A 24,758-nucleotide genomic window follows, 5' to 3' on the forward strand; every position below is an offset into this window, starting at 1 on the left:
TGCACAACGTCCGCATCGGCGCGAAGGCTCCGGCCACCACGGTCACCCTGTCCGGCGGCCTCATCAGCTCGATCGGTTCGACGCCCTCCGCGGATGTCCCCTCGATCGACTGCCACGGCATGCTCCTCCTGCCGGGTCTCGTCGAGCCCCACCTGCACCTGGACAAGGCGCTGCTCGACCAGCTGCGCCCCAACCCGACCGGCACCCTCGCCGACGCCATCGCCGTGACCGCGGACCTCAAGCGCTCCTTCGACCGCGAGGACCTGCTCCGGCGAGGCGCGCTCGTGCTGGACAAGGCGGTCACAAACGGAACGACGACCGTCCGCGTCCACCCTGATGTGGACCCTGCGGTGGGTCTGCTGACCGTCGAGGCGATGCTCGAGCTGAAGGATCGGTATGCCGGCGTGGTCGAGGTCCAGATCGTCGCGTTTCCCCAGGAGGGAATTCACAGCCGCCCCGGCACGGAGGCGCTGCTGAGGCAGGCGCTCGAAGCGGGCGTGGACGCCATCGGCGGCTGCTCCTACAGCGAGCCGACCGTCGACCTCTGCCGCGCCCACGTCGACACCGTTCTCGGTCTCGCCGCCGAGTTCGGCGTGGGGGCAGACATCCACGCCGACTTCGCCGACGACTACGCCGACCAGCGCTTCGAGATGGCGCCCTACATCGCAGAGGAGACCGTACGGCGAGGCCTCCGGGGACGGGTCATCCTGTCCCACCTGACGGCGCTCGCAAGCGCGGAGCCCCAGCATCGAGCGCGGATCATCGGGAAGCTGGCGGAGGCCGGCATCGCCGTGGTGGCGCTGCCCGCCACGGATCTGCACCTCGGCGGCCGCCGCGACACCCGCAGCATCCGGCGGGGGATCGCGCCGCTCGCCGAGCTGCGCGCCGCCGGAGTTCTGACCGCCATCTCGTCGAACAACATCCGCAACGCCTTCACGCCCTTCGGCAACAGCGACCAGCTCGAGACGGGACTCCTTCTCGCGCAGACCGCACACCTCTCGACGGCGGAGCAGCTCGACACGGTCCTGGCCATGGTGACCACCGATGCCGCACGCGTGCTCGGTCTGCCCTCCCACGGCATCGAGGTGGGCTCCCCGCCGACCTCTTGGTCGTCGACGCTCCGAGCGCGGCGGACGCCCTCCTGGATCGGGCCCCTCGGCGCTATGTCATCAAGGCCGGCCGCGTGGTCTCCGAGACCTTCAGCGTCACGCACCGGCACTACTCCTCCGGACCGCGCCCCGTTCTCCCCCGCGCGGTCGCACCGTGACGCTCTTCCGCTCCACGATCCGCACCACCGGCTCCACCAGCACCACTGGCACCACCAGCACCACTGGCACCACCAGCACCACTGGCACCACCAGCACCACTGGCACCACCGCGACCGGACCGCGAGTCGCGCTCCCCTTCCCCGCATAAACGGAGACCCTCATGAACGCCGTAACGACCTCAGCCCCACCCGCTCCCGAACGCGCCTTCACCGTCGAGAAGCACGGCTTCGACTTCATCCCGCTCAGGGAGAGGACGATGACCCTGCCGGGCGCTGCACTGTTCTGGGCAGGAACCCAGGCGAACCTACTCCCCATGACCCTCGGCGCCCTCGCCGTGACGCTGGGACTGAGCCTCTGGCAGGCCGTGATCGCGATCGTGCTGGGCAACGCGTTCTTCATCCTCGTCGCCATCGCCTGCATCGCGGGACCGCGGGCGGGGGTGCCGACGCTCACGTTCTCGCGGGCCGCATTCGGCGTCCGCGGGAACCTGCCGAACGTCGCCCTCACGTGGATCGCGCTCGTCGCCTTCGAGTGCCTCAACACCATCCTGGCCGCGCTCGCGATCCTCGCCTTCCTCCCGATCATCGGGATCCCGGACCCGGGGCTGCCTGCGCAGATCATCTCGGTCATCGTCGTCGTCGCCGTGGGAGCCACCGTCGCCGCGTTCGGTCACGGTGCGATGGTGTGGATCCAGCGGGTCGCCTCCATCGTGCTCGTGATCGCCGTGGTGCTGGTGCTGATCTTCACCCTGGGCGGAGCCCAGTGGGCGGGCCGCACCGGCGTGGAGCCCGGCGCCCTGATCGCGACGCTGACCATCGCCGCGGCGGCGAACGCCTCGGGTCCCATCTCCTACCTGTTCAACGCCCCGGAGTACTTTCGCTACCTGCCCCGCGATGTGAACCCCCGCAAGCTGTTCTGGACCCTCTTCACGGTCGGCTTCGGCGTCGCCACGCTGCTCGGCGTCCTCGGAGCGGTGCTCGCCTCCCAGGTCGACATGTCGGACCCGATCGGCGCGCCGGCGGTGCTCATGCCCACCCCGGTGTACCTCGTGTTCCTGCTCGCCGCGATCCTCGGCACCATCTCGAACAACGTGCCCACCCTCTACTCGTCGGGACTGACCCTGCAGGCCCTCGGCCTGCCCATCACCCGCCTCACCGGGACCCTCATCGACTCCGTTCTCAGCACGCTGCTCACTCTCTACGTGGTCGTCAGCGGCGGCTTCCTCGACGTGCTGACGATCTTCGCGGCGCTGCTGATCGTGTGGCTGCTGCCCTTCGGCGCGACCTACCTGGCGGACGCCGTGTCGAGGAGGTGGCGCTACGACCCGGTCGACCTGCACGACCGCTCCCGGCTGGGACAGTACGCCGGCGTGAACACCCCAGGCTGGGTCGCGCTTCTCGCCGGCATCGTCACAGCGCTGCTGACCATCAACTCCTCCGTCTTCGTGGGCCCGATCAGCGCCCTGCTGGGTGGTGCGGACCTGAGCTGGATCCTCCCCTCCCGGTCGTCTTCGCCGTCTACTTCGTGCTCGCCCTCCGCAAGCTGCGGTCCGCCGATCAGCTCGAGCTGGGCGTCCGGGCTCTGACCCGGCAGGAGAACGAGCACGAGTCGGAGCAGGAAGTGCTCGCCCGCGAACAGGAGACCAGGCACGCATGACCCCGCGCCTCGACAAGGAGCCCCACCATGCATGACTTCACCGGCCGCACCGTCCTCGTCACCGGCGGCACGTCGGGCATCGGACTCGCCACCGTCCGTCTGCTGCTCGAGCGGGGCGCGTCCGTCGCCGCGATCGGGCTTCCCGACCGGCAGCTCGACGAGGCGTGCGCGACGCTCCCGGGTCGCGCGCTGCTGATCGGGGCGAGCGTCGCGAACGCCGACGAGGTCGACGAGGCCTTCACCAGGGCGGAGAGCGAGCTTGGCCCGCTCAGCGGGGTCTTCAACGCCGCGGGGATCTCGCGCGTGATGCCCGTCGCCGCGACCACCGACGACCTCTGGGCGGCGGTCGTCGCGGTGAATCTGACCGGGACCTTCCACGTCGCCCGGGCCGCCGCGCGCCGGCTGTCCGACAACGGAGGGGGCTCGCTGGTGTGCATCGCGAGCGAGCTCTCCCTGGTGGGCCAGGCCGGCTACACCGCATACACCGCGACCAAGGGAGGTGTGCTGGCCATGTGCCGGTCGCTCGCGGCGGAGCTCGCTCCCGCCGGCGTGCGCGTCAACAGCCTCTCGCCCGGAACGACGGACACCCCGATGCTCGCCGCCGAGTTCGCCAACGAGGAGGAGCGGGCACGTGACCAGGCCTCTGTTCCCCTGAAGCGCTTCGCAACTCCCCAGGAGATCGCCCACGGGGCGGCCTGGCTTCTCGGCGACGAGTCGTCCTACGTCACCGGCACCAATTTGGTTATCGATGGAGGGCGCACCGGCACCTTCCTCTCGCGTCCTGAAAGCAGATCGGAACCCATGTCCTCCGTCCTCGTCACCGGCGGCGCCGGCTTCACCGGCCGCCACATCGTCACAGAACTCGCCGACGCCGGGCACCGCGTCGTCAGCTACAACCGGGATTTCCTGGAATCCCCCGACCCGACGTGACCGTCGTGCAAGGCGAGCTCTTCGACATCCCGCGGCTCCTGACCGTCCTTGCGGACCACGACATCGATGCGATCGTGCACACGGCCGCGATGTCGCATCCGACCTACTCGCTGAGCTTCCCGGTCGCGACCTTCGCCGCGAACTCCGAGGGCACTGTGGCGGTCTTCGAGGCGGCGCGGCTGCACGGCGTCTCCAGGCTCGTCAACTTCTCATCGGAGACCGTGTACGGCCGGAACGACTCCGGAGTCATCGACGAGTCGCAGCCCGTCAACCCGTCCACGCCGTACGCGGTCACCAAGGTGAGCGGCGAGTGGCTCGGCCGGGTCTACGCCCAGAGATACGGGATCGACGTCGTCTCACTGCGGATCGCGCAGGTGTACGGGCCGGGGAACCGAATGGACGAGATCGTCCGCGATGTCATGCGCGGAGTCGTGCACGAGAACGCCTTCGCCATCCCGCACGGCGCCGACCACTCCTACAACCTCATCTACGTGCGCGACGTCGCCTCGGCCGCACTCGCGGCGGTCACCGCGGACGCTCGATCCGAGCGGCCGCTCGCGTACAACATCTCGAGCTCCGAGTACTGGAGCCTTGCAGGCATCCTCGACGAGGTGCGGCTGGCCTATCCCGGGGCAGCGGTCAGCGCGGGGCCGGGCCTCGAGCCCACGCTCGATCTGCAGGGGCAGTTCAGCATCGAGCTGGCCCGGACCGATCTCGGCTACGAGCCCCAGTGGCCGCTCCGGGCGGCCCTGGCCGACTACGGGACCTGGCTCGGCGACCATGACTCCTGAGCAGCCTTCCTGGACGATCGTGACCGGGGCCGCGGGCGGGATCGGGTCCGCCATCGTGGGCCGGCTCCTCGAGGCGGGGCACAGTGTCGCCGCGACCGACCTCTCGGGGCTGGCGGAGCTCGACGGGCTCGCGGAGCGGTTCGCGGAGCGGCTGACGCGGACGGAGCTCGACGTCTGCTCCGCCGCGGCGGTCCGTGGCTTCGTTGCCTCCTTCGAGGAGGACGGGGCGGCGATCGGCGCGCTGGTCACTGTCGCGGGCATCCAGAAGACCGGCGCGAGCGAGACCTATGAGCTGGACGACTGGCGCCGAGTTCTGGAGGTCAACCTCACCGGCACCTGGGTCCCCATCCAGGCCGTCCTCGGCCCCCTCCTCGCTCGAGGGGCCGGGCGGATCCTGACCGTCTCCAGCGAGATCGGCCTGAGCGGGGCGCCCTACTATGCCGCCTACGCCGCCTCCAAGGGCGGCGTGATCGCCCTGACCAAGTCGCTCGCGAAGGAGTACGCGGGACGCGGGCTCGTCGTCAACTCGATCGCGCCGGGGCCGATCGAGACGGGGATCTTCCTCGGCGAGCGCGGCCACAACCAGGCGTGGCTCGACGCCAATGTCCCCGCTGGGCGGTTCGGGTCACCGGATGATGTGGCGGAGGCTGTGGCGTTCCTTCTCTCGGGGAAGGCCGACTACTTCGTGGGTCAGGTGCTCTCGCCCAACGGCGGGGTCGTCATCTAGCGTCGGCTCACGCCTCGTCGCCGGGCGCATCGGCGTCCCCGGCGGCGCTTCGACTCTGTGCGGCGTCGATGCGCTGCCGCACATCGGACAGGTGCTCGCTCATCGCCAGATGCGCGGCTTCCGGATCGTGCCGCTCGATCGCCGCGAAGATCCGGCGGTGGCCCTCGATGGACAGCCTGCGACCGGACCGGCCGGTGTGGGTGTGCCGGCGCTCGTCGCTCGTCCACTCGCTGGTGAGGGAGCAGATCTTCGCCATCAGCGGGTTCTGGGCGGCCTGGGCGACCAGGAGATGGAACTCCATGTCGAGCCGCAGGGACTCGGCAAGGCGAAGATTCTCGTTCGCCTCGAACAGGACCTCGCGGAGCTGGAGCAGGTTCGCCGGCGTCGCCCGGATGGCCGCGAGCCGGGCGATCTCCGGCTCGAGGGCGTAGCGCAGCTCCGCGACGTAGGCGAGCGAGGTGTCCGCCTGCATCGCGGTCAGCTCATTCACCTCGATAGGAGGGCCGAGGACGAGGGTGCCCCGCCCGGGCGTCCTCTCGAGCAGGCGCTTGTGCTCGAGCTCGGACATCGCCTCGCGCAAGGTGGACCGGGAGACCGACCAGGTGGCGGCGAGCTCGCGCTCCGACGGGAGCTTGGATCCGGGTGGAACCGTGCCGGTCGCGATCAGCCGCTCGAGGTGCGCGGCGATCGTCGTCGCCGCGGTCTCTGCCCGCCGGAGCGGAGGGATGTCCACCACGATCGAGCTCCCGTCGTTCCCGCCCCGGCTGCGCGAGGCGACTTCTCAATCTACCGCCGAGCCAGTGGCACGTTCGGCCCCGACGTTCCGGCCCAACGCAACCATGCGGACGCGTCGCAACGGCGCACGGTTGCGACACGTCCGCACGGATGCGACACGCCCCTGCGCGGATCAGGAGTGGCGGCCCGTGCCTCGGCGCGGGACCGTCTGGTCCAGGTCGAAGTCGCCGCTCGTCGAGAGGACGTCGATGACGACCACCGTCACGTTGTCGCGCCCGCCGCGGACGAGGGCCGCGTCGAGGAGGTCGTGCGCGGTGTCGCGGGCCGCGCGGCCCGCCACCAGGTGGGAGCGGATGTCCTCGTCGCTCAGCTCCTTGGTGAGCCCGTCCGAGCACAGCAGCAGCCGCAGGCCCTCCGTGACCGGGATCATCCAGTAGTCCGGCGCGGGGATGTCGTTGAAGCCCACCGCGCGCGTGATCACGTTGCTGTCCGGGTGGTGCTCGGCCTGCTCCTTGGTCAGCACGCCCGAGTCCACGAGCTCCTGCACGACCGAGTGGTCGACCGTCACCTGCTCGAACAGCCGGCCGCGGAGCTGGTACACCCGCGAGTCACCCACGTTGAACACCGCCCAGTACGGGTCCGAGTTCACGAGGGTCAGCGCCGCACCGGTCACCGTGGTGCCGGTGCCGAGGGCGGTGGTGCCGGAGACCCGGGAGATGTCGCGGGCGGCCACGCCGAGCGCGTGCTCGACGACGTCCGGGTCGATGAAGTCGGTCTCGATGACCTCCGCGAGCCGCGTCACGACGGCGGCGCTCGCCACGTCCCCGGCGGAGTGGCCCCCATGCCGTCGGCGACGGCGAACAGCGGGCTCTGCGCGAGGAAGCTGTCCTCGTTGACGGTGCGCTTCCGGCCGACGTTCGTCACCGCCGACCAGCTCAGGGTGACCTGGATGTCGGGCCGCCGGGGAACCGTCACGGTGTGCCCGGAGTTGCTTCGCCCGATTTGGGTCACGGATCCTGCCTGACTGCCGGTGCCCGGTCAGAGCCGGACAAGACGGGGTACTCCGATCTCAGCGGATCGGCAGGATCTCGATGACATTGCCGTCACCGATATCCACGAGAGTGCCAGGGGACACCACCATCGATTCCCCCTGGCGCAATTTTATCGGAGTCGCCCCGGGCTGGGAGACGAAGGTGCCGTTCGTGGACCTCATATCGGTCACGACGACGGACGTGCCCTCCTGGCGGAGCTCCACGTGGGTGCTCGAGACCTCCATCGACGGGGATGCGATGCGGAGCAGGCGGGGCAGCGTCCCCGTGACGATGCGCGGGCTGCTCGGCTTGCGCCCGATGTAGACGGGCGTGTCGAGCCGGTACACCTGGCCGTTGCCGATGCGGAAGCAGTAGTAGCCGGTCGCGCGGTCCTGGCCGGGCGTGAACCGGGGGTCGAACTCGATGCGGGACGGCGACCACGTCGTGAGCGGCGGCACGTCGGCGCGGTGGCGGCGGCGGGAGGCGACGATCGTGTCGGACATGTCGCCCGACTCGTCGCCGGCGCGGCTGAGCTCGGCGACACGCTCCCGCTCGCGCTCTCCCGCGCCCCAGCGGCCGGTTCCGAGCCCGCGGATGGTGTCGTCGAGGTCCATGGTGTCGCCCGAGTTGCCGACCGCCGTGCGGGAGGGCGGCATGGGCGGGATGGCGGCGGCGGGCATGCCGCCCGACGCGGCCGGGATGACCGGGATGGGCGTCGTGATCGGCGCACGGTAGGGGCCGGGCGCGGCGGCGAGGTTCTGGACCGGGATCGACCCGGAGATGGGCGCGGACGGCTGGTGCTGCGCGGGCGTCGCCGCCCGGCTGCGACCGGTTCGCGTGCGCCGCTCCGGCGCAGCGGGCGCCGGAGCCTCCCCGGGCTCACGCGGGGTCCAGGCGAGCCACGGGGCACGGACGATGCCGCTCAGCAGGGGCAGATCCGCGCTGGTCGGGCCGGTCTCCACGCCGACCGCGCGCTCCACCGAGCCCAGCGCGAGCCCCTGCACGCCGTCGAACTCGGCCAGGTACCAGGGCTGCATGTTGCGCGAGTCGATGCGCCGCTGACCTGCGGGCGTCTGCACGTCGACGCTGCCCATCCCGCGGAGCACGAGGGTGGTCCGCTGCCCGGTCACGACGACAGCGAAGGACCCGACGGCGGACGGCCCGCGCGTCGGCACGGCGGCGACGACGGACTCGATGGTCGCATCACGCGCGGTGGCGGTTCGCCAGAGCGCCATCACGGTCTCGAGCGAAGTGGAGGGCTCGAACCCGGCGAGCACGCGACCGGCGGCGAAGAACATCCAGTTGAGACTGCCGCCCACGTCCGCGGCCAACGGCGAGTAGAACGCGTGGCCGGAGGTCACGAACTCTCCGCCTCCCCCAGCCGCCAACTGGCCGATGTAGCTCATCACGTGCTTGACGCGAGTGTAGTCCTCAGAGCCGGACAGCGAGAGATCCTCGCCGCAGCGGGCGCGCGGAAGTCGGCGCCGCAACGGCGTCGAACCGGCACCTTGCAGAGCCGCGACTGAGGCGTGGCCGCCGATTCGACCGATTCCGTTGCCGAACGGGGCTTCGCCGCGGATTCGCTTGCCCGGGCCCGACGGCACTGACAGGATCGAGGGTGAGCGAACGGCACCGCGCGACACCCGGCAAGCCGGTGCAGCTGGACGACGTGTCCAAGGCCATCATCGAGCAGTTGCAGCTCGACGGGCGCCGCTCGTACGCCGAGATCGGCAAGGCGGTCGGCCTCAGCGAGGCCGCCGTCCGGCAGCGGGTGCAGAAGCTCACCGAGTCCGGCGTCATGCAGATCGTCGCCGTCACCGACCCGATGCAGCTGGGCTTCTACCGCCAGGCGATGATCGGCATCCGCGTCAGCGGCGACACCCGGGTCATCGCCGATCGGCTGGCGGCGCTGCCGTCCGTCGACTACGTCGTCCTCACGGCGGGCAACTTCGACATCCTCGCCGAGGTCGTCTGCGAGAACGACGACGAGCTGATCGACCTGCTCAACTCCGAGATCCGCACACTGGAGGGCGTCTCGTCGACCGAGACGTTCGTCTACCTCCGCCTGCACAAGCAGCTCTACGACTGGGGAACGCGATGACCATCACCGAACAGGCCGTGCCGGCCGACAGCACGGCGAGCTCCGCCGAGCAGGACCTGCAGCAGAAGGCCAAGGACCACCTCTGGATGCACTTCTCGCGCCAGTCGGTGCTGGAGGAGCACGGCGTGCCCGTCATCGTCCGCGGCGAGGGCCACACGATCTGGGACTCGAAGGGCAAGAGCTACCTCGACGGCCTATCGGGTCTCTTCGTCGTCAACGCCGGGCACGGCCGCCGTCGTCTCGCGGAGGTCGCGGCGAAGCAGGCCGAGCAGCTCGCGTTCTTCCCGATCTGGTCCTACGCGCACCCCTCGGCCATCGAGCTCGCCGACAAGCTCGCCGACCTGGCCCCCGGGGACCTCAACCGGGTCTTCTTCTCGACGGGTGGCGGCGAGGCGGTGGAGACCGCGTTCAAGCTCGCCAAGTACTACTGGAAGCTGCAGGGCCGCCCCACCAAGCACAAGGTCATCTCCCGCGCCGTCGCCTACCACGGCACGCCGCAGGGCGCCCTCGCGATCACGGGCATCCCGGCCATGAAGGAGATGTTCGAGCCGGTCACCCCTGGCGGCTTCCGCGTCCCGAACACGAACTACTACCGCTCGGCCGAGCTGGGCTTCGTCTCCAGCACCCAGGAAGGACCGGAGCGCGAGCGCGAGTTCGGCCTCTGGGCCGCCAACCGGATCGAGGAGATGATCCTCTTCGAGGGCCCCGAGACGGTGGCCGCGGTCTTCCTCGAGCCCGTGCAGAACTCGGGCGGATGCTTCCCGCCGCCGGCCGGCTACTTCCAGCGGGTGCGCGAGATCTGCGACAAGTACGACGTGCTGCTCGTCTCCGACGAGGTCATCTGCGCGTTCGGCCGGATCGGCAACTGGTTCGCGTGCGACACCTACGGCTACCTGCCGGACATGATCACGTGCGCCAAGGCCATGACGAGCGGGTACTCCCCATCGGCGCCACGATCGTGAGCGAGAAGCTCTACGAGCCGTTCCGCACCGGCACGACGTCCTTCTATCACGGCTACACCTTCGGCGGTCACCCGGTGTCCGCGGCCGTCGCGCTCGAGAATCTCACGATCTTCGAGGAGGAGGGCCTCAACGAGCGCGTCCGCGAGAAGAGCCCGCTCTTCCGGGCGAGCCTGGAGAAGCTCCTGGACCTGCCGATCGTCGGCGACGTCCGCGGTGACGGCTACTTCTTCGGCATCGAGCTCGTGAAGGACAAGGCGACGAAGGAGACGTTCGACGACGCGGAGTCCGAGCGGCTGCTGCGCGGGTTCCTTTCCAAGGCGCTCTTCGACGCCGGGCTGTACTGCCGCGCCGACGACCGCGGCGACCCGGTCATCCAGCTCGCCCCGCCGCTCACCATCGGCGAACCCGAGTTCGAGCAGATCGAGGGCATCCTGCGCGGCGTCCTCACCGAGGCCTGGTCCCGGCTGTGACCTGCCCACTTCCGTGGCGACTCGACGCCGAGTTGCCGCAGAAGTGGGCAGGTCGATGAGCGGCTACCGGGACGTCAGCTTCTGGCTGGACTCCCTGGCGGCCTCGGGCGAGGACGACCTCTCCGCACGCGCCCCTCTTGACGGGGACCGCACCGCCGACGTGTGCATCGTGGGCGGAGGGCTCACGGGGCTCTGGACCGCGCACTACCTCCTGGCCGCCCGGCCGGAGCTTCAGATCGTCGTGGTCGAGAAGGAGATCGCCGGCTTCGGCGCGTCGGGGCGCAACGGGGGTGGTGCTCTGCGCTGTTCCCGCGGAGCGGCGCGTCGCTGGAGCGGCAGCACGGCCGCACCGCCGCGGTCGCTCTGCGCCGGGCGATGGTCGACACCGTCGACGAGGTCGGCCGCGCGGTCGCGGAGCTCGGCATCGACGCGGACTTCGCCAAGGGCGGCACGCTCGCCTACACGCGCTCCCCCGCCCAGCGCGCCGCCGCGGAGGCGGAGGTCGCCGAGGCCCGCCGTCTGGGCGTGGACCAGCTCGAGCTGCTCGGCCCCGAGGCCGTCGCGGCCGCCGGGGCCGACGGCGCGGTCTTCGATCCGGCCTGCGCACGCGTTCAACCGGCCCGGCTCGTCCGGGGTCTCGCCCGCTCGCTGGTCGGCCGGGGCGTCGCCCTGTACGAGCGGACGCCGGCGATCGAGGTGGCGCCGCACCGAGTCACGTCGCCGTCCGGGACGGTGACCGCCGACACGGTCGTGCTGGCGCTCGAGGGCTACCTGCCCACCCTGCCCCGCTTCCGGCGGCGGATGCTTCCGCTCTACTCGCTGATGATCGCCACGGAGCCGCTCCCCGACACCGTGTGGGACGAGATCGGCCTGAGGCACGGCCAGACGTTCACCGACTACCGGCACCTGCTCGTCTACGGCCAGCGGACCGCGGACAACCGCTTCGCGTTCGGCGGGCGTGGCGCCCGCTACCACTGGGGCAGCAGCGTGCGGCCGGACTACGACCGGGCCCCTCGCGTGTTCGAGCACCTGCGCCGGGCGCTCGCCGACCTCTTCCCCGCCGCCGCCGGCGCGGCCGTCACCCACCGCTGGGGCGGTCCCCTCGGGGTGCCGCGGGACTGGCATGCCAGCGTTTGGCACGATCCGCGCACGGGCGTCGCGTTCGCGGGCGGGTACGTGGGTGACGGACTCTCGACGACGAACCTCGCGGGCCGCACGCTCGCGGAGCTGATCACGGGCGACCGCACCGAGCTGTCCGCCCTCCCGTGGGTGGGTCACGTCTCGCCCCGCTGGGAGCCGGAGCCTCTGCCCTTCCTCGGCGCCAACGCGGGACTCGCGGCCATGACCCTGGCCGACGTCGAGGAGCGCGTCACCGGACGCGGCTCCCTCGCCGCTCGGGTCATGGGTCCCCTGACGGGCGCGTAACGCCTTCAGCCCTGCTGCGCAACCGCTGGGGGCGTGTCGGTGGGCCGCGCCTAGGATGCACGGGAAGCCCCGACAGCACGGAGTGCACATGTCCTACAGCTCAGCCGTCCTGCCGGACCACGTCCTCACGCCTGCCCGGAAGCGCGGCGTGGACGGCCGGTCCGTCCTGGCGCTCGTGCTGTTCCTGCTCATCTCCTTCGCGGTCGCGGCCTTCGGCACGCTCACGACCATCGCCACGGTCGACGGCTGGTATGCGGACGCCGCCAAGGTCGCCTGGACACCGCCGAACTGGCTGTTCGGCCCCGTCTGGACCGCGCTGTACACGATGATGGCGGTGGCCGCCTGGCTCGTGTGGCGCCGCCGCTTCTTCGACTACGTGACCCCGGCGCTCACGCTGTACGTCGCGCAGCTCTTCCTCAACGCCGTGTGGACTCCGCTGTTCTTCGGCGGTTACACCGTCATCGGGGGCCCGGCCCTGTGGGTCGCGCTCGCCGTCATCGTGCTCCTCGACATCTGCGTCGCGGGGACGATCGTCGTGTTCTGGCCGACGAGCCGGACGGCGGCGCTCCTCCTGGTGCCGTACCTCGCCTGGATCCTCTTCGCCACCACGCTCAACTGGGGCATCGCGGTCCTCAACACCTGATCCCTCCCCCGCGCGACCCGGGACGGGTTCTGCACCGGGGACGCCCGGTCGCCGGCCGGGCGTGGCCGCGGCTCTAGCCTCCCGGCATGATCCTTCCTGCCCCTACGCTTCTCGAGATGACGACGACGATCGGCGAGGACGGGCTCGCCCGCTGCCCGTGGGCGACCCGCGACGCCGAATACCGGCGCTACCACGACGAGGAGTGGGGCACTCCCCTGCACGGCGACGGTCCGCTCTTCGAGAAGCTCTGCCTGGAGGGATTCCAGGCGGGACTGTCCTGGATCACGATCCTCCGCCGCCGGCCCGGCTTCCGGGAGGCGTTCTCGGGCTTCGACGCCTCGGTGCTCGCCGACTGGACGGAGCCCCAGGTGGAGCTGCTCCTGGCGGACACGCGCATCATCCGCAACCGCGCGAAGATCGAGGCCACGCTGGCCAACGCGCGCGTGCTCCTCGACCTGCAGCGCGACGAGGGCGACGGAGCCCTCGATCGGCTCATCTGGGGCTTCGCGCCGCCCGCACGGGAGGACCGCCCGCAGTCCCTCGAGGACATCCCCGCCGTCACGCCGGAGTCCACGGCCCTCAGCAAGGAGCTTCGGCGCCGCGGCTTCCGCTTCGTCGGGCCGACCACCGTCTACGCCCTCATGCAGTCGGCCGGGCTCGTCGACGACCACCTGGCCGGATGCTGGCGCGCGGGAGTCAGTGGAGAGGGCGCTCCGGCGTGAGCGCCGCGGGAGCGAGAGGCGGCTCCAGGACGAACCGCTCTCCGGAGTAGATCCCCTCGGTGAAGAACACCTGCAGCGTCAGCCGGTCGGGTCGCGCCTCGAGGATGCGCACCCGCACCGGGTCCGGGCGGTCCTCGAGCCGCAGCACCCAGGGCTCCGCGAGATAGCTCAGCCCGAGCGCCTCGAATCTCCGAGCGGCGTCGTGCCGATCCCCCGGATCGGCGAGCGGATGCCCGAAGACGGTGACGGGCCGCACCAGGTCGCCGTCGACCGGCTCCAGGTAGCCGAGCACCTCGCCGTCGTCCTCCCGCTCGTAGGGCTCCCACGACTCCGGGATCACGGGAAGATCTCCCCGATCAGCGCGAGCTCCTCCGCCGTGGGCTGCCACGCACCGGAGGTCGCTGCGTTCTGCCGCACCTGATCCGGCGTCGTCGCTCCCGCGATGACGCTCGCCAGGCCGGAAACGGCGAGCAGCCAGCCCATCGTCGCCTCCAGCACCGTGAGACCGCGGTCGGCCCCGAACTGCTCGAAGCGGTCGTAGGCGTCCCAGGGCACCGTGGAGAGGAGGCCGGGCTTCTGGCGGATGATCCGGCTCTGCTGCGGACCGCCGTCGCGCGAGTACTTGCCCGTGAAGATCCCGTTGTAGAGGGGGAAGTACGGCAGGAACCCGATGCCGTACTGGCGCGCGACCGGAAGCAGCTCTCGCTCGGCGTCGCGCACGAGCAGGCTGTACTCGTTCTGCGCCGAGACGAAGCGGGTGATGCCGCCGAGGCGCGACGTGAGCTCCGCCTCGACGACCTGCCAGGCGGCGAGGTTGCTGGAGCCCGCGTAGCGGATCTTGCCCGCCAGGACGAGCTCGTCCAGTGCCTGCAGCGTCTCCTCGATGGGCGTGTTCGGGTCGGGCGTGTGCAGCTGGTACAGATCGATCCACTCGGTGCCGAGCCGGCGGAGCGAGTCCTCGACCGCGAGGCGGAGGTATCGCCGAGATCCCTTGTCCTGCCAGGCCGCCACGGGCCCCTGGTAGCCGGAGTGGCCCCACTTGGTGGCGATGACCACCTCGTCGCGGTGGCTGCCGAGCGCCCGGCCCAGCATCTCCTCGCTGCGCCCGAACTCCGCGCCGTAGATGTCCGCGGTGTCGAAGAACGTGACCCCCGCGTCCAGGGCCGCATGCACGAGTGCGGTCGAGCCCTCCTGGCTCTCGCTCGCGGTGCCGGGACGGCTCAGGTTGTTGCAGCCGAGGCCCACGGCGGAGACACGGAGGCCGGATCGGCCGAGGTTTCGGTACTCCATCGCCCCAACCTACTCGCGGGCCCTCAGACGATCAGCGCGACCTCGGTGGGCGAGTGCCGCCGCAGCGTGAATCCGGCGCCAGGCGCCCAGGCCAGCAGGTCGTCGACGGTGTCCGGCAGCTCCTCCGCCAGCAGGAGCGCGCGCGTCAGCTCGCCCTTCGCATGCTTGTTGAAGTGGTTGAGGGCCCGCACGACGCCGTCCGGGCCCTCGCCGAGCACGCGCAGGTACACCGAGTCCGGGCGGACCGGCGCCGGTCCGAGCGCCACGTAGCCCTCGGAGCGGAGGTCGAGGAGAAGGCCCGGCACCGCCCGAAGCTCCTTCGCGACCACTGCCGACCAGTGTTCGCGGAGGCTCAGCCCGGGTAGCCGCGAGTCCGCGGAGAGGCGATACGCGGGGATCGGATCGAGACCCCCGGTGAGTCCGAGGAGGGCCGAGTGCACCGCGACCACGGCGCCGGCCCGCTCCCTGGCGGCTGCCGGGAGGGTGGCAGCATCGAGCGCGTCGTAGAGCACGCCCGTGTAGCGGTCGATCGTCGGCAGCGTGGCCGAGGTGGTGAGGGCGCGGTTGCGCTCGATCTCTGTCCGCTGGCGAGGCCCCAGCTTGAGAGCGGCCGCCATCGCGTCCGGGTCCTTCGCGAGGGCCCGGACCGCGCGCACGGCGGCACGGCGCCGGGCGTTCAGCCGCGGATAGGACAGCGCGGACCAGTCCAGGGCGCCCCTGTCGCCCCCGTCCCGCTTGGTCTCGGACGGGGGCAGCAGGACGAGCGTCAGCTCACCAGTTCGGCGGCGCGGGCGACGACGGTGACCGTGTCGTTCTGGACGGAGATGAACCCGTCCTCGGCGTTGACCACCAGCTTGCGCCCGCCGACCTGCGTCACGCGGACCTCACCGCCGGCCAGGATGGCCAGGAGCGGGGTGTGACCGGTCAGGATGCCGATCTCGCCCTCGGTCGTGCGGGCGACGAGCATCTCGGCCTCGCCGGACCAGATCTGCTCGTCCGCCGACACGACGTTGACGGTGATCGCCACGGCTAGCCGTTCTCCTTCTGGATCTGGGCCCACTTCTCCTCGACGTCGGTGATGGGGCCGACGTTGAAGAACGCCTGCTCCGCCACGTGATCGAAGTCGCCGCGGACGATCGCGTCGAAGGACTCGATCGTGTCGCGCAGCGGGACGGTGGAGCCCTCGACGCCGGTGAACTTCTTCGCCATGTAGGTGTTCTGCGAGAGGAACTGCTGGATGCGCCGTGCGCGCGACACGGTGACCTTGTCCTCCTCGGAGAGCTCGTCGACACCGAGGATCGCGATGATCTCCTGCAGCTCCTTGTTCTTCTGCAGGATCGCCTTCACGCTCGTCGCGACGCGGTAGTGGTCCTCGCCCAGGTAGCGGGGGTCCATGATCCGGCTCGTCGACGCGAGCGGGTCGACGGCCGGGTACAGGCCGCGCGAGGCGATCTCGCGGCTGAGCTCCGTCGTCGCGTCGAGGTGCGCGAACGTCGTGGCCGGCGCCGGGTCGGTGTAGTCGTCGGCCGGCACGTAGATCGCCTGCAGCGAGGTGATCGAGTGGCCGCGCGTGGAGGTGATGCGCTCCTGGAGGACGCCCATCTCGTCGGCGAGGTTCGGCTGGTAGCCCACCGCGGAGGGCATGCGGCCGAGCAGCGTCGAGACCTCGGAGCCCGCCTGCGTGAAGCGGAAGATGTTGTCGATGAAGAGCAGCACGTCCTGCTTCTGGACGTCGCGGAAGTACTCCGCCATGGTGAGGGCCGAGAGGGCGACGCGGAGGCGCGTGCCCGGCGGCTCGTCCATCTGGCCGAACACGAGCGCCGTCTTGTCGAAGACGCCCGCCTCCTCCATCTCGTTGATGAGGTCGTTGCCCTCACGCGTGCGCTCGCCGACACCGGCGAACACCGACACACCACCGTGGTCCTGCGCGACGCGCTGGATCATCTCCTGGATGAGGACCGTCTTGCCGACGCCGGCGCCGCCGAACAGGCCGATCTTGCCGCCGAGCACGTACGGGGTGAGCAGGTCGATGACCTTGATGCCGGTCTCGAACAGCTGCGTCTTGCTCTCGAGCTGGTCGAATGCCGGGGGCTTGCGGTGGATGCCCCAGCGCTCGGTGACCTCGATGGTCTCGCCGGGCTCCAGGTTGAGGACGTCACCGGTGACGTTGAAGACCTTGCCCTTGGTGACGTCGCCGACCGGGACCGTGATGGGGCCGCCGGTGTCGCGCACCTCCTGGCCGCGGACGAGGCCGTCGGTGGGCTTGAGGGCGATGGCGCGGACCAGGTCGTCGCCGAGATGCTGGGCGACCTCGAGGGTGATCTCCTGGCTGTTGCCGTCGATCGTGATCGTCGTCTTCAGCGCGTTGTAGATCTCGGGGATGGCGTCGTTGGGGAACTCGATGTCGACGACCGGACCGGTGACCCGGGCCACGCGGCCGACGACGGCGCCGGCGGACTCGGCCGCGGGTCGCTCGGGGGCGGAGATGCTCATGGGTTGCTTCCTTCTGCGTTTACTTCGCCAAGGCGAGGGCGTCGGCCCCGCCCACGATCTCGGAGATCTGCTGGGTGATCTCCGACTGGCGCGCGTTGTTCGCGAGCCGGGTGTAGGTCTTGATGAGGGTGTCGGCGTTGTCGCTCGCCGACTTCATGGCCCGCTGCCGGGCCGCGTGCTCGGACGCGGCGGACTGCAGCATGGCGTTGAAGATGCGGCTCTCGATGTACACCGGGAGGAGGGCGTCGAGCACGGCGTCCGCATCCGGCTCGAACTCGTACAGCGGCAGCGCGGCGGTGTCACCCGGTGCCTCGACGCCCTCGACGACCTCGAGGGGAAGCAGGCGCACGACCTCGGGGGTCTGCGTGACCATGCTGACGAAGCGGTTGTAGACGATGTGGATCTCGTCCACGCCGCCGTCGGAGGCATCGCGCATGAAGGCGGCGACGAGCTCGTCGCCGATCTCCTTCGCCGTCGTGAACACCGGCTGGTCGGTGCCGCCGGTCCAGGCGCGGGCGCTGTCACGCTTGCGGAAGGAGAAGTAGCCGACCGCCTTGCGCCCGACCAGGTAGAACACGACGTCCTTGCCCTGGCTGCGCAGCAGCGTGGCGAGCTCCTCCGACTCCTTCAGCACGCTGGCGCTGAAGGCACCGGCGAGTCCACGGTCGGACGCGAAGATCACGACCGCAGCCCGCTCGACGTTCTCCTTCTCGGTCGTGAGGATGTGATCCACGTTCGAGTAGGAGGCGACCGCGGACACGGCCTGCGTGACGGCGCGCGCGTACGGCGTGGACGCCGCGACGCGCTGCTGCGCCTTCTGGATCCGCGAGGCGGAGATGAGCTCCATCGCGCGGGTGATCTTCTTCGTCGTCTGGGCCGAGCGGATCTTCGACCGGTAGACGCGGAGCTGGGCCCCCACTAGCGGCGAGACCTCACGATCTTCTCCTGGTTGACGTCCTCCTGGTTGGCCGCCTGGAACTCCTCGCGACCGACCGAGGCGAGCGGCTTGCCCTCACCGGTCTGGAACTCGAGCTTGAACTGGTCCACCGCACGCTCGAGCTCGCCGACGGTGTCGTCGTCGAGCACGTTGGTGTCGCGGAGGCGCGTCAGGACCTCGGTGTTGCGGCCGAGGTAGTCGAGCAGCTCGCGCTCGAAGCGCAGGATGTCCTGGACGGGCACCTCGTCGAGCTTGCCGTTGGTGCCTGCCCAGATCGAGACGACCTGCTCCTCCACCGGGTACGGGGAGTACTGCGGCTGCTTGAGCAGCTCGGTCAGGCGCGCGCCGCGGGCGAGCTGGCGACGGCTCGCCTGGTCGAGGTCGGACGCGAACATCGCGAAGGCCTCCAGCGAGCGGTACTGGGCGAGCTCGAGCTTCAGCGTGCCGGAGACCTTCTTGATGCTCTTCACCTGGGCGTCACCGCCGACACGCGACACCGAGATGCCGACGTCGACCGCGGGGCGCTGGTTCGAGTTGAAGAGGTCCGACTGCAGGAAGATCTGGCCGTCGGTGATCGAGATCACGTTGGTCGGGATGTAGGCGGACACGTCGTTCGCCTTCGTCTCGATGATCGGCAGGCCGGTCATCGAGCCCGCGCCGAGCTCGTCGGACAGCTTCGCGCAGCGCTCCAGCAGGCGGGAGTGCAGGTAGAACACGTCGCCCGGGTAGGCCTCGCGCCCCGGCGGGCGGCGCAGCAGCAGGGACACGGCGCGGTAGGCCTCGGCCTGCTTCGACAGGTCGTCGAAGATGATCAGGACGTGCTTGCCCGCGTACATCCAGTGCTGGCCGATGGCCGATCCGGTGTACGGGGCGAGGTACTTGAAGCCGGCGGCGTCGGACGCGGGAGCCGCGACGATCGTCGTGTACTGCATCGCGCCGGCATCCTCGAGGGCGCCCTTGACGCCCGCGATCGTGGAGCCCTTCTGGCCGATGGCGACGTAGATGCAGCGGACCTGCTTGTTCGGGTCGCCGGACTCCCAGTTCGCGCGCTGGTTGATGATCGTGTCGATCGCGATGGCGGTCTTGCCGGTCTGGCGGTCGCCGATGATCAGCTGGCGCTGGCCGCGGCCGATCGGGATCATCGCGTCGATGGCCTTGATGCCGGTCTGCATCGGCTCGTGCACGCTCTTGCGCGCCATGACGCCGGGCGCCTGGAGTTCGAGAGCGCGGCGGCCGTCGCTCGCGACCTCGCCGAGGCCGTCCATCGGGTTCCCCAGCGGGTCGACCACGCGGCCGAGGTAGCCGTCGCCGACCGGCACGGAGAGGACCTCACCGGTGCGGTGGACCTCCATGCCCTCCTCGATGCCCTGGAAGTCGCCGAGGACGATGACGCCGATCTCGGTCTCGTCGAGGTTCTGCGCGAGGCCGAGGGTGCCGTCCGCGAAGCGGAGGAGCTCGTTCGCCATGACGCTCGGCAGGCCCTCGACGTGCGCGATGCCGTCACCGGCGTCGATGACGTAACCGACCTCGGTGGTCTGGGCGCCCGTCGCCTCGTAGGACGAGACGAAGTCCTTCAGCGCGTTGCGGATCTCGTCCGGGCTGATGGTCAGGTCTGCCATTGTGTGTTCCTCCGTTGGAGTGGCGCCGGCCTAGCCGACGAGTTGAAGTCGAAGATCGGAGAGACGGGTCGCGACGCTGCCGTCGATCACGTCATCGCCGATCGAGATGCGGACCCCTCCGATAAGGGTCCCATCGATAACCTGGTTGAGACTGAGCTTTCGCCCGTAGCGTGCGCCGAGCACCTTCTCCAGGCGCGTCAGCTGCGCATCCGTCAGCGGTGTCGCCGTGCGCACGGTCGCGACGGCGAACTGCCCCTCGTCGGCGGCGATGCCGGCGGCCCAGCGGAGCGCCTCGCCGATGCGCCGCTTGCGCGGCAGGCGGACGAGGTGCGAGGCGAGGATGCGGGCCTGCGGCGACGCGTCCTCCAGCAGCCGCTCGACGAGCGCCGCCTTCGCGTCGGCGCTGCCGAGCTTGCTGCTGACCGCGAGCTCGAGCTGCGAGTCGGAGCGGACGGCGGTCTCGAAGGTGAAGAGCTCGCGCTCGATGCTCGTGCCCGCCGGAGCGGAGCGGACGAGCGCGCGAATCCCGAGCTCCTCGACACCGCCGACGAACTCGTCGACGCTCGACCAGCGCTCCGCCGCCATGGCGGCGAGGACGGAGACCGAGACGCGATCGAGGGTCGCGAACACCCGGCCGACGATCTGCCCCTTCTCCTCCGGCGTGATGCCAGGGTCGGCGAGGAGCCCGCGCAGCTGCGCCGACCCGGCGATGCTCCGAGCGGCGGCGAGGATCTCCTCGCCCACGCGCTCCTTGGAGACCTTGAGGGCGGCGAGCACCACCTTCGAGGCCTCCAGGGCGGAACGGCTGGCGGAGCCCATCAGACGGTCGTCTTCTGCGCGTCGCCCTGCGAAGCCTCGAGGTCGGCGAGGAACCGGTCGACGAGGCCACGGGCCTTGCGGTCGTCGGTGAGGCTTTCGCCGATGACGCCGGATGCGAGGTCGATCGCGAGTGAGCCCACCTCGGCGCGCAGCGACGTCACCGCCGCCTGGCGCTCGGCCTCGATCTGCGCCTGCGCCGCCGCGGCGATGCGTGCGGCGTCGGCCTGGGCCTGCTCGCGCATCTCGGCCAGGATCTTCCGGCCGTCCTCGCGCGCAGCCTCACGGATGCGGCCGGCCTCGGCCCGCGCCTCCGCCAGCTGGGCGTTGTACTTGTCCAGCGCGGCAGCGGCCTCCTGCTGAGCCCGCTCCGCCTTCTCGATGCCGCCCTGGATCTTCTCGGCACGCTCGTCGAGCAGCTTCTTGACCGCCGGGAGCACCTTCCACCAGAAGAGCGCGAGGATCACGAAGAAGCAGACGGCGCCCCAGATGAGGTCGGGGAGAGCCGGAATGAGGGGGTTCTGCGCCTCCCCCGTTGCTGCTGCCTGAAGCATGAGGACTAGGCCGTGAAGATGAAGTACGTGGCGATGCCGATGAGGGCGAGGGCCTCGGTGAAGGCGATACCGATGTACATCAGGGTCTGGAGACGGCCACCGAGCTCGGGCTGGCGCGCCGTGCCCTCGATGGTCTTGCCGACGACGATGCCCACGCCGATGGCGGGGCCGATCGCGGCGAGACCATAGCCGACGGTCGCGATGTTGCCGGAAAGCTCGGCGACAACGGAAGTGTCCACAGTGGGTTTTTTTCGTTGTGGTCGGAACCGTGCGTCCCGACCAGTGAGGGGTGTGTAGCTCAGTGCTCTTCGGCGACGGCGAGCTGGATGTACACGGCCGTCAGGAGCGCGAAGACGTACGCCTGCAGGACCGCGACCAGGATCTCGAACAGCGTGAACGCGAATCCGAAGGCGAAGGTGCCCACTCCGAAGAGCCGGAAGAATCCTGCGCCCTGCCACTCGTAGAGGAAGAAGCTCGTCGCCGAGAAGAACAGGACCAGGAGGAGGTGGCCGACGATCATGTTGAACGTCAGACGCAGCGTGAGCGTGATCGGCCGGAGGATGAAGGTCGAGATGAACTCGATCGGCGTCACGATGATGTAGAAGTACCACGGCACGCCGGGCGGGAAGAGCGCGTTCTTGAAGAACTTGCCCGCTCCCTTGCGCACGCCGGCGTAGATGAAGGCCAGCCACGCGATCACGGCGAGCAGCATGGGCAGGCCGATGACCGACGTGCCTGCGATGTTCAGCGCGGGCACGATGCCCGTGATGTTCATGCCGAGCACGAGGAAGAAGATCGTCGTGATGAGCGGCAGGAAGCGCGTGCCGTCCTTCTTGCCGAGGAGGTCCTCCGCGATGTTCACGCGGACGAAGTCGAGGCCCATCTCCACGATGCTCTGGAAGCGGCCGGGGACGAGCGACAACCGGCGCGTGCCGAAGTAGAAGAACAGCACGAGCGCCACGGTCACGAGGAGCCGGATGAGCATGACCCGGTTCAGCTCGAACGGGGTGCCCTCGAAGAAGACGACCGGCGGGAAGAACTCCGCGATCGACGGCGGATGGAATTCGGCATCGCCGGAAGCCAGAGGGGCGTAGGGAAGGAGGGCGCTTAGCAGGTCAGGCTCCAGCATCGGGGCATGCGTCAGCACGCGGCGATTGGGTCGTTCTCACCCTATCAGAAGGGCAAGTTCGGCCAGGGACGGGGGTCGTGCGGGCGTCAGTCGATGCGGCGGTCGGCCGGCAGATCGGACACCGTCGACATGCGCGTGCGCGAGACGACGAGCACGTCGACGACCAGCGAGCCGACGATGCCCACGATGAGGGTGAGGAACAGCACCTTCGTGTCCACCCACGGCTGGTCCTTCAGGACGATCGCGAGGACCAGGAAGACGATGAGCTTGACGACGAAGCTGCCCATCACGATACCGAAGAAGGCACCCAGGTAGGCGTCCGTTCCGGCGAACCGGTTGGCCAGGAGGATGCTGGCCGCGGTGGCGCCGAGGAACACGAACGCCATAAGCGCGCCGAGCAGCGCGCCGATCAGTCCCGGGCCGCCCGCGACCGCCCAGCCGATGGGGCCGCCGACGACCGCGACGGCGACCGCGAGGAGGGCGCCGCCCGCGAGGGCCCGCCGCATCACGACATTCGAGCTCGGGCGGGCGGGCGCGGTCATGAGCCGCCTCTCTGCTTAGGCGGAGCGAGCTCCTGGGCGCGGATGACGCGGATCTCCGCGGTGGAGGCCTTGTCGAGGGGGTCGAGCTCGGCAGCCGCCTCGCTCGCCGGCGCCGACTGGACCGCGGCCTCGACGGCCTTGCGGCGGGACAGGGGCGCGAGGGTCAGCGCGGTGCAGAGCACGAGGCCGACGACGAGGAAGGCGACCGCCCAGCCCCACGGGCGCACGACCCAGAACAGGAGCAGCCCGACCGCGACGACGGCCGTCCAGCTGTAGAAGATGAGCACCGCGTGCACGACGCTGTGCCCCATGTCGAGCAGCCGGTGGTGCAGGTGCTGCCGGTCCGCGCTGAACGGCGACTTCCCCGCGCGGAGGCGCCGGGTGACCGCCAGTGCGAAGTCGAGGAAGGGCACGACGAGGATCGCGACGGGCAGCAGGATCGGCAGGAACGCGGGCAGCAGCGAGGCTCGCCCGAATCCGGAGATCTGGTTGGGGTCGATCTGGCCGGTGACGGCGATGGCCGAGGTGGCCATCAGCAGGCCGACGAGGTACGCGCCCGCATCGCCCATGAAGAGCTTCGCGGGATGCCAGTTGAGCGGCAGGAACCCGGCGCACGCTCCGATCACGATGGCGGAGATGAGCGAGGCGAGGTTGAAGTAGTTCGTGGGGCTCGTGACGGTGACGAGCAGATAGCTGTAGAGGAAGAAGACGCCGTTGGCGATGATCGCGACGCCCGCCACCAGCCCGTCGAGGCCGTCGATGAAGTTGACGGCGTTCATCACGAACACGACGGCGAACACGGTGAGGATGAGCGACATCCAGGACGAGCCGACCGTCAGCTGCCCGAGCGGCAGCGACGTGATGGCGACGCCCTGCCAGGCCAGCACACCGCCCGCGAGGATCTGGCCCGCGAGCTTGATCATCCAGTCGAGGTCGAGCAGGTCGTCCGCGACCCCGATCGCGACGATGATCAGGGCCGCGAGGAGGATCGCCCCGATCTTGCCGGGCTCGGCGAACACGAGGCGGAAGAACGGGATCTGGCTGGCGACGCCCAGAGCGACCGCGACACCGCCGAACATGGCCACGCCCCCGAGCCGCGGCGTCGGGCGGGTGTGCACGTCCCGCTCCCGGATCTCCGGATGGAGCCGGTACTTGATGCCGAGGCGGTAGACGAGGAAGGAGAGCCCGAAGGTGACGACCGCGGCGAGCAGCCCCATCAGGGCGAGCAGGGTCACGGCTGGGCCCTGCCCTGCTGCGGTCCCTCGAGGAGGTCGCCGACGACCTTCCGGAGGCGGGCGTCGTCGAGGACACCGGAGCGCACGACCCGGAGCCGGCCCGAGCCGTCCGCGAGTCCGGTCGCGTCAACGATGGTCGAGGGGACGGAGCCCGGTGTGGACCCGCCGTCGAGGTAGACGTCGATAGAGTCGCCGAGCTGGGCGACGGCCTCCGCCACGGTCGTGGCCGGCGGCTCCCCGTCCTGTTGGCGCTCGACACGGCCAACGGTCCGGTCTCGCTGAGCAGCTCGAGGGCGATGCGGTTGTCGGGCATCCGCAGCGCGACCGTTCCGTTCGTCTCGCCGAGATCCCAGGCCAGCGACGGACGTGCACGCAGGATCACCGTCAGCGGACCGGGCCAGAAGGCGGCGACCAGGTCCCGGACGGCGTCCGGCACGATCTCGGCGAGGGCGTCCAGGGTCGGGATGCCGGGCACGAGGACCGGCGGCGGCGACTGGCGACCGCGTCCCTTCGCGTCGAGGAGCTTCTGCACGGCGGCCGGCGAGAACGCGTCGGCGCCCACACCGTAGACGGTGTCGGTGGGAAGGACCACGAGGTCGCCGCGCCCGATCGCACCCCGCGCCATTCGCATGCCGGGCAGGAGTTCGGACTCGGCGGTGCAGTCGAAGATGCGCGCCATGAC

General features: G+C 70.2%; 24 protein-coding genes and 5 pseudogenes. 11 read left to right on the forward strand and 18 right to left on the reverse strand.

The window, feature by feature from the left end; translation table 11 throughout:
* Window positions 1-119: 119 nt before the first annotated feature.
* From QUE51_RS17625 to QUE51_RS00495, 5 genes and pseudogenes are all read left to right on the forward strand, one after another.
* Window positions 120-1,034, forward strand: a pseudogene (locus tag QUE51_RS17625) (amidohydrolase family protein); the annotation flags it as partial.
* A gap of 394 nt (window positions 1,035-1,428) precedes the next feature.
* Window positions 1,429-2,853 carry a purine-cytosine permease family protein gene (locus QUE51_RS00480; RefSeq protein ID WP_286277673.1) on the forward strand — a complete coding sequence of 475 codons (1,425 nt, stop codon included), beginning with the start codon at window positions 1,429-1,431 and terminating at the stop codon, window positions 2,851-2,853.
* A gap of 98 nt (window positions 2,854-2,951) precedes the next feature.
* A pseudogene (locus tag QUE51_RS00485) lies at window positions 2,952-3,671 on the forward strand (SDR family NAD(P)-dependent oxidoreductase); the annotation flags it as partial.
* A 44-nt stretch (window positions 3,672-3,715) separates the two neighbouring features.
* The gene (locus tag QUE51_RS00490) at window positions 3,716-4,645 is read left to right on the forward strand and encodes an NAD-dependent epimerase/dehydratase family protein (RefSeq protein ID WP_350226795.1); all 930 of its coding nucleotides are present in this window, start codon (window positions 3,716-3,718) and stop codon (window positions 4,643-4,645) included.
* Complete coding sequence (locus QUE51_RS00495) at window positions 4,635-5,372, forward strand: SDR family NAD(P)-dependent oxidoreductase (RefSeq protein ID WP_286277674.1); 738 nt, start codon at window positions 4,635-4,637, stop codon at window positions 5,370-5,372. Before QUE51_RS00490 ends, QUE51_RS00495 begins: the two co-directional genes overlap by 11 nt.
* A 7-nt stretch (window positions 5,373-5,379) precedes the next feature.
* On the opposite strand, the gene QUE51_RS00500 is transcribed toward QUE51_RS00495, so the two are convergent.
* The 4 genes from QUE51_RS00500 to QUE51_RS00515 all read right to left on the reverse strand — a co-directional run bounded on the left by QUE51_RS00500 (window position 5,380) and on the right by QUE51_RS00515 (window position 8,544).
* Window positions 5,380-6,108, reverse strand: coding sequence for a FadR/GntR family transcriptional regulator (locus QUE51_RS00500; protein WP_286277675.1), 729 nt, complete (start codon window positions 6,106-6,108; stop codon window positions 5,380-5,382).
* Between the two features lie 171 nt (window positions 6,109-6,279).
* A complete protein-coding gene (locus QUE51_RS00505) occupies window positions 6,280-6,927 on the reverse strand; it encodes a PP2C family protein-serine/threonine phosphatase (RefSeq protein ID WP_286277677.1) in 648 nt (215 codons plus the stop codon).
* Window positions 6,906-7,118 carry a hypothetical protein gene (locus tag QUE51_RS00510; protein WP_286277678.1) on the reverse strand — a complete coding sequence of 71 codons (213 nt, stop codon included), beginning with the start codon at window positions 7,116-7,118 and terminating at the stop codon, window positions 6,906-6,908. Before QUE51_RS00510 ends, QUE51_RS00505 begins: the two co-directional genes overlap by 22 nt.
* A 58-nt stretch (window positions 7,119-7,176) precedes the next feature.
* On the reverse strand, window positions 7,177-8,544 hold the full coding sequence (locus tag QUE51_RS00515; protein WP_286279471.1) for an FHA domain-containing protein: 1,368 nt from the start codon (window positions 8,542-8,544) through the stop codon (window positions 7,177-7,179).
* Between the two features lie 212 nt (window positions 8,545-8,756).
* Here QUE51_RS00515 and QUE51_RS00520 point away from each other — a divergent pair, with 212 nt between their 5' ends.
* From QUE51_RS00520 to QUE51_RS00545, 6 genes and pseudogenes are all read left to right on the forward strand, one after another.
* Entirely contained in the window at window positions 8,757-9,239 is a 483-nt protein-coding gene (locus QUE51_RS00520) for an Lrp/AsnC family transcriptional regulator (RefSeq protein ID WP_286277680.1), read from the forward strand.
* Window positions 9,236-10,671, forward strand: a pseudogene (locus QUE51_RS00525) (aspartate aminotransferase family protein). The gene QUE51_RS00520 and the pseudogene QUE51_RS00525 overlap by 4 nt, the downstream one beginning before the upstream one ends.
* A gap of 55 nt (window positions 10,672-10,726) precedes the next feature.
* Window positions 10,727-10,909 (forward strand): annotated as a pseudogene (locus tag QUE51_RS00530) (FAD-dependent oxidoreductase); the annotation flags it as partial.
* 137 nt (window positions 10,910-11,046) lie between these two features.
* Window positions 11,047-12,096, forward strand: a complete 1,050-nt coding sequence (locus QUE51_RS00535; RefSeq protein WP_286277681.1) for an NAD(P)/FAD-dependent oxidoreductase — start codon at window positions 11,047-11,049, stop codon at window positions 12,094-12,096.
* Between the two features lie 88 nt (window positions 12,097-12,184).
* Window positions 12,185-12,739, forward strand: coding sequence for a TspO/MBR family protein (locus QUE51_RS00540; protein WP_286277682.1), 555 nt, complete (start codon window positions 12,185-12,187; stop codon window positions 12,737-12,739).
* 116 nt (window positions 12,740-12,855) lie between these two features.
* Window positions 12,856-13,461, forward strand: coding sequence for a DNA-3-methyladenine glycosylase I (locus QUE51_RS00545; protein ID WP_286277683.1), 606 nt, complete (start codon window positions 12,856-12,858; stop codon window positions 13,459-13,461).
* Here the strand turns inward: QUE51_RS00545 and QUE51_RS00550 are convergent.
* The 14 genes and pseudogenes from QUE51_RS00550 to QUE51_RS00615 form a co-directional block, all read right to left on the reverse strand.
* A complete protein-coding gene (locus QUE51_RS00550) occupies window positions 13,436-13,801 on the reverse strand; it encodes a hypothetical protein (protein ID WP_286277684.1) in 366 nt (121 codons plus the stop codon). The genes QUE51_RS00545 and QUE51_RS00550 overlap by 26 nt on opposite strands.
* Window positions 13,798-14,751 (reverse strand): aldo/keto reductase, encoded by a 954-nt coding sequence (locus QUE51_RS00555; RefSeq protein ID WP_286277685.1) that lies wholly within the window; start codon window positions 14,749-14,751, stop codon window positions 13,798-13,800. The genes QUE51_RS00550 and QUE51_RS00555 overlap by 4 nt, the downstream gene beginning before the upstream one ends.
* A 23-nt stretch (window positions 14,752-14,774) precedes the next feature.
* The gene (locus tag QUE51_RS00560; RefSeq protein WP_286279473.1) at window positions 14,775-15,521 is read right to left on the reverse strand and encodes a YaaA family protein; all 747 of its coding nucleotides are present in this window, start codon (window positions 15,519-15,521) and stop codon (window positions 14,775-14,777) included.
* Window positions 15,518-15,778: a F0F1 ATP synthase subunit epsilon gene (locus tag QUE51_RS00565; RefSeq protein WP_286277686.1), complete on the reverse strand. Its 261-nt coding sequence runs from the start codon at window positions 15,776-15,778 to the stop codon at window positions 15,518-15,520. The genes QUE51_RS00560 and QUE51_RS00565 overlap by 4 nt, the downstream gene beginning before the upstream one ends.
* 2 nt (window positions 15,779-15,780) lie before the next feature.
* Entirely contained in the window at window positions 15,781-17,244 is a 1,464-nt protein-coding gene (gene atpD / locus QUE51_RS00570) for a F0F1 ATP synthase subunit beta (RefSeq protein ID WP_286277687.1), read from the reverse strand.
* Window positions 17,245-17,263: 19 nt separating this feature from the next.
* The gene (locus tag QUE51_RS00575) at window positions 17,264-18,163 is read right to left on the reverse strand and encodes a F0F1 ATP synthase subunit gamma (protein WP_286277688.1); all 900 of its coding nucleotides are present in this window, start codon (window positions 18,161-18,163) and stop codon (window positions 17,264-17,266) included.
* The gene (gene atpA / locus QUE51_RS00580; RefSeq protein WP_286277689.1) at window positions 18,163-19,800 is read right to left on the reverse strand and encodes a F0F1 ATP synthase subunit alpha; all 1,638 of its coding nucleotides are present in this window, start codon (window positions 19,798-19,800) and stop codon (window positions 18,163-18,165) included. Before atpA ends, QUE51_RS00575 begins: the two co-directional genes overlap by 1 nt.
* Window positions 19,801-19,830: 30 nt before the next feature.
* Window positions 19,831-20,619, reverse strand: a complete 789-nt coding sequence (locus QUE51_RS00585; RefSeq protein ID WP_286277690.1) for a F0F1 ATP synthase subunit delta — start codon at window positions 20,617-20,619, stop codon at window positions 19,831-19,833.
* A complete protein-coding gene (locus tag QUE51_RS00590; RefSeq protein WP_286277692.1) occupies window positions 20,619-21,170 on the reverse strand; it encodes a F0F1 ATP synthase subunit B in 552 nt (183 codons plus the stop codon). Before QUE51_RS00590 ends, QUE51_RS00585 begins: the two co-directional genes overlap by 1 nt.
* A 5-nt stretch (window positions 21,171-21,175) precedes the next feature.
* Window positions 21,176-21,409: an ATP synthase F0 subunit C gene (gene atpE, locus QUE51_RS00595; protein ID WP_286277693.1), complete on the reverse strand. Its 234-nt coding sequence runs from the start codon at window positions 21,407-21,409 to the stop codon at window positions 21,176-21,178.
* 59 nt (window positions 21,410-21,468) lie between these two features.
* Window positions 21,469-22,299 (reverse strand): F0F1 ATP synthase subunit A, encoded by an 831-nt coding sequence (atpB, locus tag QUE51_RS00600; RefSeq protein WP_286277694.1) that lies wholly within the window; start codon window positions 22,297-22,299, stop codon window positions 21,469-21,471.
* Between the two features lie 86 nt (window positions 22,300-22,385).
* Window positions 22,386-22,841, reverse strand: a complete 456-nt coding sequence (locus QUE51_RS00605; protein WP_286277695.1) for a Cg1360 family ATP-synthase-associated protein — start codon at window positions 22,839-22,841, stop codon at window positions 22,386-22,388.
* Window positions 22,838-24,076 carry an MraY family glycosyltransferase gene (locus tag QUE51_RS00610; protein WP_286277697.1) on the reverse strand — a complete coding sequence of 413 codons (1,239 nt, stop codon included), beginning with the start codon at window positions 24,074-24,076 and terminating at the stop codon, window positions 22,838-22,840. Before QUE51_RS00610 ends, QUE51_RS00605 begins: the two co-directional genes overlap by 4 nt.
* Window positions 24,073-24,755, reverse strand: a pseudogene (locus QUE51_RS00615) (L-threonylcarbamoyladenylate synthase). Before QUE51_RS00615 ends, QUE51_RS00610 begins: the two are co-directional and overlap by 4 nt.
* Between the last annotated feature and the right edge of the window lie 3 nt (window positions 24,756-24,758).

The organism is Naasia aerilata (assembly GCF_030296595.1).
Classification (GTDB): domain Bacteria; phylum Actinomycetota; class Actinomycetes; order Actinomycetales; family Microbacteriaceae; genus Naasia; species Naasia aerilata.